Annotated in this window: 12 protein-coding genes and 1 pseudogene; 8 read left to right on the top strand and 5 right to left on the bottom strand. The window is 43.5% G+C overall.

The genetic code is table 11. The annotated features are described in order from the left end of the window. Positions 1–17: 17 nt before the first annotated feature. The 7 genes and pseudogenes from D0T87_RS15915 to hisB form a co-directional block, all read left to right on the top strand. A pseudogene (locus D0T87_RS15915) lies at positions 18–1,442 on the top strand (protein-disulfide reductase DsbD family protein); the annotation flags it as partial. Between the two features lie 33 nt (positions 1,443–1,475). Beyond that, positions 1,476–2,987 carry an RHS repeat protein gene (locus D0T87_RS15910; protein ID WP_163176131.1) on the top strand — a complete coding sequence of 504 codons (1,512 nt, stop codon included), beginning with the start codon at positions 1,476–1,478 and terminating at the stop codon, positions 2,985–2,987. A gap of 12 nt (positions 2,988–2,999) precedes the next feature. After that, positions 3,000–3,470 carry a PaaI family thioesterase gene (locus tag D0T87_RS15905; RefSeq protein WP_163176130.1) on the top strand — a complete coding sequence of 157 codons (471 nt, stop codon included), beginning with the start codon at positions 3,000–3,002 and terminating at the stop codon, positions 3,468–3,470. Between the two features lie 211 nt (positions 3,471–3,681). Beyond that, positions 3,682–4,533 (top strand): ATP phosphoribosyltransferase, encoded by an 852-nt coding sequence (hisG, locus tag D0T87_RS15900; RefSeq protein WP_163176129.1) that lies wholly within the window; start codon positions 3,682–3,684, stop codon positions 4,531–4,533. Positions 4,534–4,536: 3 nt separating this feature from the next. After that, positions 4,537–5,820, top strand: coding sequence for a histidinol dehydrogenase (gene hisD / locus D0T87_RS15895; protein ID WP_163176128.1), 1,284 nt, complete (start codon positions 4,537–4,539; stop codon positions 5,818–5,820). Between the two features lie 116 nt (positions 5,821–5,936). Continuing rightward, a complete protein-coding gene (hisC, locus tag D0T87_RS15890) occupies positions 5,937–6,977 on the top strand; it encodes a histidinol-phosphate transaminase (protein WP_163176127.1) in 1,041 nt (346 codons plus the stop codon). A gap of 1 nt (position 6,978) precedes the next feature. Further along, positions 6,979–8,103: a bifunctional histidinol-phosphatase/imidazoleglycerol-phosphate dehydratase HisB gene (hisB, locus tag D0T87_RS15885; RefSeq protein ID WP_163176126.1), complete on the top strand. Its 1,125-nt coding sequence runs from the start codon at positions 6,979–6,981 to the stop codon at positions 8,101–8,103. 1 nt (position 8,104) lies between these two features. Here the strand turns inward: hisB and D0T87_RS24240 are convergent, their stop codons facing one another. Then, the gene (locus D0T87_RS24240; RefSeq protein ID WP_203558701.1) at positions 8,105–8,419 is read right to left on the bottom strand and encodes a hypothetical protein; all 315 of its coding nucleotides are present in this window, start codon (positions 8,417–8,419) and stop codon (positions 8,105–8,107) included. 312 nt (positions 8,420–8,731) lie between these two features. Here D0T87_RS24240 and D0T87_RS15875 point away from each other — a divergent pair, with 312 nt between their 5' ends. Continuing rightward, complete coding sequence (locus tag D0T87_RS15875) at positions 8,732–8,953, top strand: hypothetical protein (RefSeq protein WP_163176124.1); 222 nt, start codon at positions 8,732–8,734, stop codon at positions 8,951–8,953. Positions 8,954–9,046: 93 nt separating this feature from the next. Here the strand turns inward: D0T87_RS15875 and D0T87_RS15870 are convergent, their stop codons facing one another. The 4 genes from D0T87_RS15870 to D0T87_RS15855 form a co-directional block, all read right to left on the bottom strand. Continuing rightward, positions 9,047–10,969, bottom strand: coding sequence for an NAD(+) synthase (locus D0T87_RS15870; RefSeq protein WP_163176123.1), 1,923 nt, complete (start codon positions 10,967–10,969; stop codon positions 9,047–9,049). A gap of 186 nt (positions 10,970–11,155) precedes the next feature. Continuing rightward, entirely contained in the window at positions 11,156–11,623 is a 468-nt protein-coding gene (locus D0T87_RS15865) for a co-chaperone YbbN (RefSeq protein ID WP_163176122.1), read from the bottom strand. Positions 11,624–11,625: 2 nt separating this feature from the next. Then, on the bottom strand, positions 11,626–11,922 hold the full coding sequence (trxA, locus tag D0T87_RS15860) for a thioredoxin (RefSeq protein WP_163176121.1): 297 nt from the start codon (positions 11,920–11,922) through the stop codon (positions 11,626–11,628). A gap of 198 nt (positions 11,923–12,120) precedes the next feature. Next, complete coding sequence (locus tag D0T87_RS15855; RefSeq protein ID WP_163176120.1) at positions 12,121–14,286, bottom strand: S46 family peptidase; 2,166 nt, start codon at positions 14,284–14,286, stop codon at positions 12,121–12,123.

The raw sequence follows: 14,286 nt of genomic DNA, 5'->3' as shown, positions 1-14,286 counted from the left end.
CCGTTTCTTCAAGCAGTTGGTGGTCGCCCGTCATCACTGAGTTGCAATCCTTTGGCGAAACAACCTCCCAAAAAGATATGTCATGGTTATATATCTTCTTTACCGGGTTTGTTGGCGGACTACTTGCCTTGTTCACCCCTTGCGTATGGCCTATCATACCTATGACAGTGAGCTTCTTTATGAAGCGTACGAAAGACCGGGCAAAAGGTATCCGTGATGCGATAACCTACGGCATATCAATCGTGGTGATCTATGTAACATTGGGCATTGTAATTACATTGGCTTTCGGACCGAATGCTTTAAACGCCCTGTCTACCAACGCCATATTCAACATCATCTTCTTCCTGATGCTGGTTGTTTTTGCAGCCTCTTTCTTTGGTGCATTCGAAATAACCTTGCCATCCAGGTGGAGTACTTCTGTAGATAATAAAGCCGAGCAAGCCAGCGGATTGATCAGCATTTTCCTGATGGCCTTTACACTGGCATTGGTTTCTTTCTCATGTACAGGTCCTATTATTGGTTTTGTATTGGTTCAGGTTGCTACAACCGGAAACATCGTCGGACCGGCCATTTGTATGTTCGGTTTCGCTCTGGCACTGGCTCTACCGTTTACTCTGTTTGCCCTGTTCCCCTCCTGGTTGAAATCTATGCCGAAATCGGGCGGATGGATGAATGTAATAAAAGTAACATTAGGTTTCCTCGAACTGGCTTTTGCTTTGAAATTCTTATCCGTTGCCGACCTGGCTTACGGATGGGGTATCCTTGACCGTGAAACCTTCCTGGCCTTATGGATCGTACTATTCGCCCTGCTGGGAGTATACCTGCTGGGTAAGATCAAATTCCCGCACGATGACGATAACACCAAAGTCAGCGTTCCACGTTTCTTTATGGCATTAATCTCTCTTGCATTTGCCGTATATATGATACCCGGCCTTTGGGGAGCGCCATTAAAAGCAGTCAGTGCCTTTGCTCCACCCATGAATACACAGGATTTCAACCTGTACACCAAAGAAGTACACGCCAAATTCGACGATTACGATGCAGGTATGGAGTACGCCCGCAAAAACGGAAAACCCGTGATGCTCGACTTTACCGGATATGGTTGTGTAAACTGCCGTAAGATGGAACTTGCCGTATGGACAGATCCGAAAGTCAGCCAGATCATCAACAATGATTATGTCTTAATCACCCTATACGTAGATAACAAACAACCACTGCCTGAGCATATTAAAGTGACAGAGAATGGACGCGAGCGGACGTTGCGTACATTAGGAGACAGATGGAGCTATCTGCAACGCGTGAAGTTCGGGGCAAACGCACAACCTTTCTATGTTTTAATTGATAACGAAGGCAAGCCACTCAATAAGTCATATGCATACGATGAGGATATTAATAAGTATGTAAAGTTCCTACAGGAAGGGCTGAAGAACTATAAAAAATAGATTATACATTTGGTATCTTTTAAATTATATACGATGCGATATATCCTGTTATTGTTTCTATCCTTAGCGCTATTCGGTGAAAGTTATGCCCAGAATCAAACCCCAATGGTTGTACGTACGGTGACCTATAAAGCTGTACAGAAAGATACAACATGGACCACGGGCCCGGTGATAGAACGAATCCGCTTTATTAAGTTCAACAAGAAAGGTCTGAAAGTAATAGAGAATCTACTTAACCCTAATGCAAGTACCCAGGGGAAGAATGTCTACTTCTATGACGATGAGAACAGGCTTATCGAAAAGGCCGACTATTCCGGTGTAAGAGATGTCTGGACGATATATGCATATGAGTATGACGAAAAAGACCGTATTGTACAGGTTACGGAAAAGGACCTAAACAGAAAAGACCATTACGTAAAAAGTGTGAGTTACGATGATCAGGATAGGATTGTTCAACGTGTGGTAGACAACCTGGATGAAAGAAAATCAACCACATACGATATCGTATACGCCAAAGATGGCGGCCAGTCGAAAGTTATGGTAACCAGCACCACGGCAAAGCAATTTGTGAGAGATTTTGTAGAAACTGATACTGTTTGGTTAGTACCTCGTTTTGTCGTTACTGCTGCGGAGTATCTTCGTAAACCCAAACGGGAAAATGCAGTCTTTGAGTATGATGAGAATCATCATTGGGTGAAAATGACCGAGAGCAAGAATGGGGTTCCCGAAGCAATAACCTTACGGGACATTGAGTATTACGGAGAAAGAACCGATCTGGATGATATGCTCTTACGTGGAAAAGTGAAAAGCTTCGAACAGATAGCCTATGTTCCCATACCTACAAACAGTGAAGTGGTATATAAAGGAGATAGGATAGGAGAATCCTGCCAATATCGTTTTGATGAAGACGGCCGGAAACTCTCCAAAGAAACATACGCTGCTACCGGAGCTTTGATCGGTAAAACCGAATGGGAATATGACGGGAATGGACGCATTGAGAAGGAAACGCATAAATCATCCGGCAATGCTGTGCAATCTTATGATCTCTGGGCATATAACCGGGATGGCAATGTGAGGTCAAAGGTCAGGCATAATGCGCAAGGAGATATGACACGGATGGGAACATTCCGTTACGATCTGGAATATAATTGTATACAGGAAGTTTGGCAAAACCCGGATGCAACGTTATATAGCGATGTAAGTTATGAGTATAACCCTTACGGACAACAGGTTGGTGTAAACCCTGTTGCTCATGCGGAAGGAGGGGAGAAACTCTATTCCGTGAGGCGATACTGGAACTTCCGGGGACGACTGCTTGAAGAGCAGTTCACAAAAATTCCAGGTGTGGGACGTGATCTTTTTACCTATAAATACAGTACCAAAGGCGAATTAGTTTCGGGAACGGAGCAATTCGAGGGACAACCTATAGTTCCCTATAAATATAAATTCAGCAATGACAATCAGGGAAATTGGGTGCTTCGGATTAAATATGTTGATGATGTTCCGGTGGGTTATGAAGAACGAAAATATGTATACTATAAATAAGACGATAGGAAGATGAAAAAGATTATTAACCCCTGGAAGGGAGTAGAAGGATATAATTGCTTCGGTTGTGCACCGGGTAATCCGGCAGGTATAAAAATGGAATTTTATGAAGAGGGCGACGAAGTGATTAGCGTTTGGAAACCCCGTCCGGAATATCAGGGATGGATCAACACCTTGCATGGTGGCATTCAGGCTGTAATGCTGGATGAGATATGCGCCTGGGTTATTCTGCGGAAACTACAAACCACAGGGGTGACGTCTAAAATGGAAACCCGCTATATGAAACCCATCATGACAACAGACGAACATATTACACTTCGCGCTCGTATCGTAGAGACGAAACGCAATATCGTAATTGTTGAAGCTGGTTTGTATGATTCTAAAGATGAATTATGTACGAAAGCTGTTTGTACTTACTTTACTTTTTCACGGGAGAAGTCTGAAACTGAAATGCATTTTCACTCTTGTGACGTCGAAGAATGAATTTTTGTGATAAAAGTTTGGAGTATTGGAATAAATACTATACATTTGTCGCATTAAAACAGAAAATTATGATAATTTCAACTACACATCATCATCATTTACCTAACGGATAACTCGGTGGGCAGATAGGATATTGTGTATGAAGATAATATAATAACAAGGCTTACCGGATCATGGTAAGCCTTTTTTCGTCTAAATTATAAATGATGTTATGTTAAGAATTGCAGTACAGGCCAAAGGCCGTCTTTTTGAAGAAACAATGGAGTTATTGGCCGAGTCGGATATTAAACTTAGACCAGCAAAACGTACATTATTGGTACAATCGTCTAACTTTCCGATTGAGGTTTTGTTCTTGCGCGACGATGATATTCCTCAATCTGTAGCTACAGGTGTAGCAGATTTGGGTATTGTTGGAGAGAATGAATACGCTGAAAAGAAAGAAGATGCCGAAATCATTAAGCGTCTGGGATTCAGCAAGTGTCGTTTATCACTGGCTATGCCGAAAGATATTGAATATCCGGGAGTGGAGTGGTTTGATGGTAGGAAGATTGCAACGTCTTATCCGGTCATCCTTGAAGACTTTCTGAGTGCTCGTGGGGTAAAAGCCGAAATCCATGTCATAACCGGTTCGGTGGAAGTAGCCCCTGGAATAGGACTGGCCGATGCAATTTTTGATATTGTAAGTTCCGGATCGACCTTGGTTAGCAACCGCCTGAAGGAAGTAGAAGTGGTGATGAAGTCCGAAGCATTACTTATCGGTAATAAAGGAATGACTGACGAAAAGAAAGAAATCCTGAACGAACTTCTTTTCCGCATGAATGCCGTGGAAGCTGCCGAAGATAAAAAGTATGTATTGATGAATGCCCCGAAAGATAAAGTAGAAGAGATTATTTCTGTTCTTCCGGGTATGAAAAGCCCTACAATAATGCCGTTAGCGCAAGAAGGGTGGTGCTCTGTACATACCGTTCTGGACGAAAAACGTTTCTGGGAAATCATCGGAAAGCTAAAAGCACTGGGAGCAGAAGGTATCCTCGTATTGCCGATTGAGAAAATGATACTTTGATATATGGAAATATATAAGAATCCTTCACGAGAACAATGGGCAGAGATCTTGAAGCGCCCGGTATTGGAGACAGAGAGTCTTTTCGATACAGTTCGCACAATTATAAATAAGGTTAAGGCAGACGGAGATAAAGCACTGCTTGAATATGCTTCAACCTTTGACAAAGTGGAGTTGAGTTCATTAACCGTGACCGAGGCGGAACTGAAAGAGGCAGATGCTAAGGTAAGTATCGAGTTGAAGTCTGCGCTCTATATGGCAAAGCGTAATATTGAAACCTTCCACGCTGCCCAACGTTTTGAAGGGAAGAAAGTAGAAACGATGGATGGAGTGACGTGTTGGCAGAAAGCCGTGGCCATTGAAAAAGTGGGGCTTTATATACCAGGTGGAACTGCCCCGTTATTTTCTACTGTACTGATGTTGGCGATTCCGGCAAAGATTGCCGGATGCAAGGAGATTGTGCTTTGTACCCCACCCGATAAACAGGGGAAAATCCATCCTGCTATATTGTTTGCCGCTCAACTGGCAGGTGTAAGCAAGATATTCAAAGTGGGTGGCGCCCAGGCTATTGGTGCTATGGCCTACGGTACTGAGAGTATTCCAAAGGTTTATAAGATTTTTGGTCCGGGGAATCAATATGTAACGGCTGCCAAGCAACTTGTTAGCCTACGTGATGTCGCTATTGATATGCCCGCTGGTCCGTCGGAAGTAGAGGTATTGGCAGACGAAACCGCTAATCCTGTATTTGTGGCTGCCGATTTATTGTCGCAGGCGGAACATGGTGTGGATAGCCAGGCGATATTAGTTACTACATCCGAAAAACTGCAAAAGGACGTGATGTATGAGGTTGAGCGTCAGTTGGGCTATCTGAAACGACGGGATATCGCTGAGAAGTCATTGAAAAACAGTAAGCTGATACTCGTAAAGGATATGGAAGAAGCCATGCGACTGACCAATGCGTATGCCCCCGAACATCTGATTATTGAAACTAAGGACTATATGGAGCTGGCTCAGCAGGTTACCAATGCAGGCTCTGTATTTCTGGGACATCTTACCCCCGAAAGTGCAGGAGATTATGCATCGGGTACAAACCACACACTCCCAACCAATGGTTATGCAAAAGCATACAGTGGTGTGAGTCTGGATAGTTTTATCAAGAAAATAACTTTTCAGGAAATTCAACCTCAGGGTTTGGCTATATTAGGTCCTGCCATAGAAGTGATGGCTGCAAATGAAGAGTTGGATGCGCATAAGAATGCTATAACGGTGAGATTAGAAGTAAGAAGCTAGTAGCTAGAAGTTAGTAGCTAGGTCATGTACTGTAGCTAAAATAAAATATACCTAACTTCTTACTCCTTACTCCTTACTCCTTACTCCTTACTTCTTACTACTAATAAAAAACAGATATGAAAACATTACAGGAACTTACCCGTCCCAATATTTGGAATCTTAAGCCTTACTCATCGGCTCGCGATGAATATAAAGGTTTTACGGCTTCCGTATTTCTTGATGCGAATGAAAATCCGTATAACTCGCCCAATAACCGTTACCCGGACCCTTTACAGCATGATTTGAAGTCTGAACTTTCGAGAATTAAGAAAGTGTTGCCGGAGCAAATCTTCCTGGGGAATGGTAGTGATGAAGCGATTGACCTGGTGTTCCGTGCTTTCTGCGAACCGGCTCAGGATAATGTTGTGGCTATAGATCCTACTTACGGTATGTATAAGGTTTGCGCCGACGTAAACAATGTGGAATACCGGAAGGTCTTATTGGATGGTTCTTTTCAGTTTTCTGCGGATAAATTGCTTGCTGCAACAGACGAACATACCAAACTGATTTTCCTGTGTTCGCCCAATAATCCTACAGGAAACGAACTTCTTCGTTCGGAAGTAGAGAAAGTAATCAATGAATTCGATGGTTTGGTAGTATTAGATGAGGCATATAGTGACTTCTCTGGTGCTCCTTCCATGTTGTTGCAATTGAGCGAATACCCAAATCTTATTGTTTTGCAGACATTCTCAAAAGCCTGGGGATCGGCAGCTATTCGTTTGGGAATGGCATTTGCTTCTCCCGAAATAATCGGCCTTCTCAATAAGATCAAGTACCCGTACAATGTGAATTTGCTGACTCAGAAAGAGGGGCTTAATACATTGCATAAGTATTACGAAATAGAACGTTGGGTAAAGATGCTGATTGAAGAACGGGAGTCTTTTATGAAGGATTTTGCAAAGCTTTCCTGTGTAGAACAGGTTTTTCCTTCCGATGCTAATTTCTTTCTTGCCCGCGTAACCGATGCGGTGAAAATTTATAACTATCTGGTATCTTTGGGGATTATTGTGCGTAACCGTCATTCGGTTGCCCTTTGTGGAAACTGTTTGCGAATCACCGTAGGTACCCGGGTGGAGAATAACCAGCTAATGGAAGCGCTAAAAGAATATGAAGATTAAAATGAAAAGAAAAGTACTATTTATAGATCGTGACGGCACTCTTGTGATTGAACCACCTGTAGATTACCAGTTGGATTCACTGGAGAAGTTAGAATTTTACCCTAAAGTATTCCGCAACCTGGGCTTTATCCGTTCCAAACTTGATTTTGAGTTGGTTATGGTAACCAATCAGGATGGTTTAGGTACCTCTTCCTTCCCGGAAGATACTTTCTGGCCTGCTCATAACCTGATGCTGAAAACCTTTGAAGGTGAAGGAATTGCGTTTGACAATATTCTGATCGACCGTAGTTTCCCCGAAGATAATGCGCCTACACGTAAACCCCGTACCGGATTGTTGACTCAGTATATAGATAACCCGGAGTATGATCTGGCTGGTAGTTTTGTTATTGGCGACCGTGCCACCGACGTTGAACTTGCTAAGAACCTTGGGTGTCGCGCTGTTTTCCTGCAAGATTCTACCGAACTTCTGAAAGAAAACAGATTGGAGGAATATTGCGCTTTGGCAACCACCGACTGGGATCGTATTACCGAATACCTGTTTGCCGGAGAGCGTAAAGCCGAAGTGCGTCGCACAACAAAGGAAACCGATATCTATATTGCGTTAGACCTTGATGGAGATGGCACTTGCCGGATTTCTACCGGGTTGGGTTTCTTCGACCATATGCTCGAGCAGATTGGTAAACATTCGGGAATCAACCTGACAATTGAAGTTAAAGGCGATTTGAATGTAGACGAGCACCACACCATAGAGGATACTGCCATTGCTTTGGGCGAATGCATTTACCAGGCTTTGGGAAACAAACGGGGAATAGAACGTTATGGTTATGCCCTCCCAATGGATGACTGTTTATGTCAGGTAACTCTCGACTTCGGAGGTCGTCCCTGGTTGGTTTGGGATGCTGAATTTAAACGGGAAAAGATTGGCGAAATGCCTACTGAAATGTTTCTGCACTTCTTTAAATCATTAAGCGATTCAGCTAAAATGAATCTGAATATTAAGGCAGAAGGCCAAAACGAACATCATAAAATAGAAGGTATATTTAAAGCTTTGGCTCGCGCCATGAAGATGGCTGTGAAAAGAGATGTATACCAATTTCATTTACCATCAACCAAAGGGTGCCTGTAGGTTACCCTTTGGACTGTTTTTGTCGTAACTCAAGGATCATCTCATCTTTGAGTTTATTTGAATTCTCTTTTTCGGCGATTACTTCCTTTAACGTTACAATAATATCATCTTTGGCTTGAATCGTCTGGTCTTTTGATCTGATGGCTATTTTGAACGCTTTATTCAAATGGATGAGTTGTTGGGGAGTCATATTTAATAATTTCTTATCAGCATCTTCCGCAGTCCAGTCCAGGTAATCTTCATTCAAAATATTATCGGAATTTTCTTCCATCTCCATTGCATATCCTAATTGTTTAGTATCCTCCGGAATGATCATTGGTCCAATTCCTTTGACTACCCATATTAGATTTAAATCTCTGAATATATTTGTGATTGCGTCCAGATTGGCGGAAGTAACATTCTCGCCAGAGTTTAAATATCCGTTTGATAGTCTGGTTCGTCTTGAAAAGTCGTATTGTGAAATATCCTTGTATTTCAAGTACTTAATTATTCGTTTTTTAGCTGTCATATAAAAAGTTGGAAAAAAAGTTTCCAAAAAATTTTTAAATTAGATATAAATCTATTAACTTTGCAAATCGTTTTCTTATATACAAATATAATAAAAACAAGACGATAAAAAACAAACAGAATGACAAAGAAATTTAAACTGCTGACTAGGGATACCATTAAAATGGTAAAAACTACTGCTTTGGCTGACAAACATGATTGCTCAGATGTATATGTTCGTTGTGTATTAACAGGAACAAGGGCGGCGAGAACTCCATTGGCTCAGAATTTGCTGAGAGATGCTAATGAGATCGTAGCAATATATCAGAGGCGTGTGAATAAAGAAGTCGATAATAAAGGATAAATCAGAACATTGAGAAGCTGACATTCTCTGGTTTTCTTTTATAATAGCTTAAGCGAAGATAAAAATCTACTGTCGAATTAATGTGAGGAGCTTTTAAAGCTCCTCAATTTCACGCAACCAGGTAGCGGAACTGGCATCACTTGGCATACGCCAATCCCCACGGGGGCTAAGTGTGATGCTTCCTACCTTGGGGCCATCCGGTAGGCAAGAACGTTTGAACTGCTGATTGAAGAATCGGCGGAAGAAGGTGTATAGCCATTTTTTTATGGTTTCATCATCGTATTTGCCTTTGAATGCCAACGTAGCCAGGTGGAATATTTTGGCTGGGCGGAAACCGCACCCCAGGAAGTTGTGCATAATGAAATCATGTAGTTCGTAGGGGCCTACCAGGTCTTCGGTTTTTTGTTTGATTTCTCCATTCTCATCGGCAGGAACGAGTTCCGGACTGATGGGGGTGTTGACGATATCCAATAATGTGGTTTTGGAGATATCGTCCATCTCGTTGTTGGCTACCCACTCGACCAGATATTTCACTAATGTTTTGGGGATGCTGGCATTGACGCCGTACATAGACATGTGATCTCCGTTGTATGTGGCCCAACCCAGTGCAAGTTCCGATAAGTCGCCCGTTCCAATGACAAGGCCGTTGGTTTGATTGGCTATGTCCATCAGGATTTGTGTGCGTTCGCGTGCCTGTGCATTTTCATAGGTGACATCGTGAACGTTGATGTCATGGCCGATGTCTTTGAAATGTTGGATGCAGGCGTCTTTGATGCTGATCTCGCGTATGCTGATACCCAGATTCTCCATCAGGCTAATGGCATTATTGTAGGTACGGTCGGTGGTTCCGAATCCCGGCATGGTAACACCCAGGATGCCTTTTCTGGAAAGTCCCAGCTTATCGAATGTTTTGATGCATACCAATAGGGCAAGGGTGGAGTCTAGTCCGCCGGAGATACCTATAACGGCAGTTTCGGCGTGGGTGTGCAATAATCTTTTGGCCAGGCCGATGACCTGGATGGAAAACACTTCCCGGCAACGTTCGTCCAGTTCGCTTCCGGATGGAACGAACGGGGAGGGGGAGAAGGTTCGGCTTAGTTTGAATTCTTTTTCTTTTGTTTCTACAGGGATGCGCACAACTTCATCCACACGGCATTTACCTTTGTTGGATGCGAAGGTGGTGTTCATTAATCGTGCGGTACGCAGGTGTTCAACATCTATTTCCGAGATAACGAGTTGTTCTGTCAGTAGGAAGCGTTCGCTTTCTGCCAGCAGATTGCCGTTTTCGTAGATAAGGCCGTTGCAACCAAAGACAACATCGGTGGTGGATTCGCCGAATCCACAGGAGCCGAATACATAACCGGCTATGCAGCGGGCGGACTGTTGGGCGATGAGCGAACGAACGTATTTGTTCTTTCCAATGCCTTCGTTATCGGCCGAGAGGTTGAAGATGATGTCTGCACCTTTCATGGCCAATGTGGAGCTGGGGGGAATAACCGACCAGAGGTCTTCGCAGATTTCAATACCGAAAGTCACATTTGATGCTTCGAACAGCATGTTTGTATTCAGCGGTACGGTTTGTCCGCAAAGGCGGATTTCTTTCTCGGTTACGTCGTATGCGGAGGTAAACCAGCGTCTTTCGTAAAATTCCTTGTAGTTGGGTAGGTATGTTTTGGGTACAACTCCGAGGATTTTGCCTTTTTGAATCACTACGGCAGCGTTGATCAGGGTTGAATTGACAACGATGGGCATTCCCAGAATGGTGGTAATGTCAAACTGCCGGGTGTTGCTTAATATCTGGAGTAAAGCAGCTTCTGCACTATCAAGAAGGGTGGGTTGGGCAAATAGGTCGCCACAGGTATAAGCGGTTATACACAATTCGGGGAAACTGGCTATCTGCACATTTTTACCGTCGGCTATTGCGATCAGGTTTTCAATTTGTTCGGCATTGAACTTACAATCGGCAACGCGAACCTGAGGGATTGCTACTGCAACCTTTACGAATCCGTAATTCATTTGAACAATGATTTTGGTTAGTTTGCAAAATTAGGAAATAAATAATAGGAACACAAAAAAAGCATCGCAGGACTCTATCTTGATAATAAAGATTGGAGGTACCGGATGCCACTTTTGTAGGGGCGGTTCGCGAACCGCCCTAGTACAAGGCTTATCGGGTGGGTGGTTCACGAACCGCCCCTACTTCTATTCTGTTCCTAATAGAAAAGAATCGATGGCTTCTTTATAAGTAGCTTTATCGGCGGCGCCACGAAACAGTTGAGGCTCACCATTCATCGGTATAAATACGAAAAGAGGAATGCTGGTTGCATTGAACAATGCGGCAAGTTCTTTCTCTTTGTCTACGTTTACCTTATATATAGTGATTTTATCGCTGTATTCTTTGGCCAGTTCTTTCATGATGGGGGCCACTGTGCGGCATGGTCCGCACCAATCGGCATATAAGTCGATAATGGCAGGTTTGTTGCCTTTGTATTTCCATTCGGCCGTTTTTTCGTAATCAAAAACATCCGAGAGGAAGAGTTGTTTGTTCATGACAACGACCTCACCTTTTGAATTGTTTTGATTCGTTTCCGTATTTTCAGTTCCTTCATCAAAAGCATAGGCTGTCATGGCAGCGAATACTAAGGCGATACTTAATAAGTATTTTTTCATATTCATTCGTTTTGTTCTATCATTTCTTTTAATTGTTGTGCCTGCATCAAACCCGATTGCCTCCATAGTTTATCTCCGTTTTTGAATAAGATAAAAGTCGGCACGGATTGAATGCGATATTGTTGGGCTAACTCGCCAAACTGGTCTACATCAATTTTTATAATACGAACCCTGTCTCCTAATTGTTTCTTTACGTCTTCCAGGACGGGTTTCATGGCTTTGCACGGACCACACCATTGGGCGGTGAAATCAACAAGAACGGGTATGGGGGACTTTATTAATTCTTCGAACTTTCTCATAAAAAACTCCTTTCTGTTAATCGTCCCTTACGGGTACGAAGATACTATTATTTTCTTAGATAACGATTAACGAAGGGTTTTGTTCACGTTCTATGGCTTCATTATGGTACGACAAAAAAGGTCTACGAGATACCATTGAGATCTCGTAGGTATCCCAATGGTATTTCGTAGACCTTTATATAGGATCTCGTAGACCGTTTATTCTACAATCGTCAACTCATTGATGATGTGAGAAGCTCCGGCGAATTTATCTATAATAAATAAGGTATAGCGAATATCAACACATGCGGCACGTTGAGAAGATGGGCGGAAAGCAATATCTCCTGTCAAGCCTTCGTAGTTGCGGTCGAAACCGGTGCCGATAAGTTCGCCTTTGCCATTGAGTACCGGGCTACCGGAGTTTCCTCCTGTGTTGTCCGTATCTACAATGAAACACACAGGCATTTCGCCATTTTCCATCGCGTAACGTCCGTAGTCTTTGCGTTGATACAGGTGTTTTAGCCTTTCGGGAACCACAAATTCCCAGTTGGTAGGATCTTCTTTTTCCATTACTCCCTTTAAAGTGGTGTAATAGTCATAAACTACCCCGTCTTCCGGCTCATAGGAGAGCACTTTCCCGTATGTAAGCCTTAATGTGGAGTTGGCATCCGGATAGATGGGAATGCCGGCGTCTTTCCGCATATCCATCATGCCCTTTACCCATATTTTGTGAGCGGCATCATAGTTCTGATTGGCTTCTTTCATGTCCAGAGCAGTGGTGTACAGTCCGTCTGTGATGGAATATTTGAATAATATCATCCAATCTTTCTCTATGGCATTGAGTGACGGCTTTTTGATGAAACGCTCAAAGTTTTCTTCCGAGGCGAAAATGGAATAATGGAAACAAGCATCAATAAAGGCGTCGGCATTTCCTTTAAAACGCCCGTCGATGACCTTGAAAATACTGATTCTTTGCGCCTTTGGAATATATTCCATATAGGTTTTCAACATCTGTTTACCCACCTTCTTTTCTACTTCGGGGAATGGGACGGACTCGAAATATTCCGCCGCTTTTTCCTTTAGTTTCTCTGTTTCTTCCTGGATTTTAGCGTCATCTTTGTTCTTTAATGCCTTTTCCAGAACCGAGGTCGATGGAATTCGCATAAAGTCGAGTGCCGTAACCAACGCCTCATTTATCGCTTGCTGGTTGTACATGGCATCTCTGCGATGTGCTACAATGGAGCGTATCTCATCAAATGCCTGCTGGTAAGCATTATCTCCTGTCTCTTTTCCGCGGGCAAGGAGTTGTTCCTGTTGGGCGCGTTTCGTTGCCAATACATTAAGACGAATCAGTCCCTCGTTCATGCCGATGGCGTTTTTCCAGTAATTGGCAGATGATGCATATTTGCTTGCGTAATGAATGCGTACGGCCGGATCGCTGAGCATTTCCTCCATCAATACATTCTGGCGGGCTTCGCGAACATGGTGGCGCATAAAATTGGTGGTTTGCATGCGCTCCTCTACTTCGTCCGAGATCATATACCGCCAGTTGCGTCCGGGAAATCCCATAACGAAAGTAAAATCACCTTCTTTGTATCCCGCCAGACTGATTGTCAGGTGTTTCTTAACCTGCAATGGGATATTGTTCTTGGAATATTCGGCCGGTTTACCGTTCTTGTCGGCATAGATGCGGAAGATGGAAAAATCACCGGTATGGCGGGGCCACATCCAGTTGTCCGTATCCGCGCCATATTTCCCGATGGATGAAGGAGGGGCGCCCACCATCCGGATGTCGTTGTAGGTTGTTTTGACGAACAAGTAGTACTTGTTTCCACCGTAGAATGGCTTTAACTCTAATGTTGTTGCCGGAGAAACGATGATGTTTTCTTTCTCGGCAAAACGATTCGCCACTTTAGTCAGGTAAGACGGCGACAGGTAATTGGTACCGTTTGGATCATTGTCCGTAGCCAATTGTTCGGTAACATAGGCCGTTATGTCCAGAATCTTATCGATAAAGGTGATGGTGAGTCCCTTGCAGGGCAACTCCTCTTCGCGACTCATCGCCCAAAAACCATCGGTAAGGTAATCATGGTCTACCGAACTGAGCTGCTGTATGGCTCCGTATCCGCAATGATGATTGGTTAATACCAAGCCCTCGGCGGAGATGACTTCGCCCGTACATCCTCTGCCGAAGTGTACAACCGCATCTTTAATGGAGATTCCATCCGGACTATATACCTGTTCCATCGGAATCTGTAAGCCCAATTCCATCATTGCTGCCTCATTTTGCGCTTTCAGGTCGGGGAGCAACCACATACCCTCATCGGCATTGGCCGACAAGGTAGCGATGAAGCAGGAAGTTATTGCAAATAATATTTTCTTCAT

The organism is Bacteroides sp. 51 (genome assembly GCF_010500965.1).
Taxonomy (GTDB): Bacteria; Bacteroidota; Bacteroidia; order Bacteroidales; family Bacteroidaceae; genus Bacteroides.
Note: the sequence above shows the minus strand (reverse complement) of the source record. Positions and strands in the feature narration are given on the sequence as shown.

Coding starts and splice junctions, on each gene's coding strand:
- D0T87_RS15905 (WP_163176130.1), top strand. CDS start 3,000: ATGAAAAAGATTATTAACCCCTGGAAGGGAGTAGAAGGATATAATTGC.
- D0T87_RS15870 (WP_163176123.1), bottom strand. CDS start 10,969: ATGAATTACGGATTCGTAAAGGTTGCAGTAGCAATCCCTCAGGTTCGC.
- D0T87_RS15865 (WP_163176122.1), bottom strand. CDS start 11,623: ATGAAAAAATACTTATTAAGTATCGCCTTAGTATTCGCTGCCATGACA.
- D0T87_RS15875 (WP_163176124.1), top strand. CDS start 8,732: ATGACAAAGAAATTTAAACTGCTGACTAGGGATACCATTAAAATGGTA.
- hisG (WP_163176129.1), top strand. CDS start 3,682: ATGTTAAGAATTGCAGTACAGGCCAAAGGCCGTCTTTTTGAAGAAACA.
- trxA (WP_163176121.1), bottom strand. CDS start 11,922: ATGAGAAAGTTCGAAGAATTAATAAAGTCCCCCATACCCGTTCTTGTT.
- hisD (WP_163176128.1), top strand. CDS start 4,537: ATGGAAATATATAAGAATCCTTCACGAGAACAATGGGCAGAGATCTTG.
- D0T87_RS24240 (WP_203558701.1), bottom strand. CDS start 8,419: ATGATCATTCCGGAGGATACTAAACAATTAGGATATGCAATGGAGATG.
- hisC (WP_163176127.1), top strand. CDS start 5,937: ATGAAAACATTACAGGAACTTACCCGTCCCAATATTTGGAATCTTAAG.
- D0T87_RS15855 (WP_163176120.1), bottom strand. CDS start 14,286: ATGAAGAAAATATTATTTGCAATAACTTCCTGCTTCATCGCTACCTTG.
- D0T87_RS15910 (WP_163176131.1), top strand. CDS start 1,476: ATGCGATATATCCTGTTATTGTTTCTATCCTTAGCGCTATTCGGTGAA.
- hisB (WP_163176126.1), top strand. CDS start 6,979: ATGAAAAGAAAAGTACTATTTATAGATCGTGACGGCACTCTTGTGATT.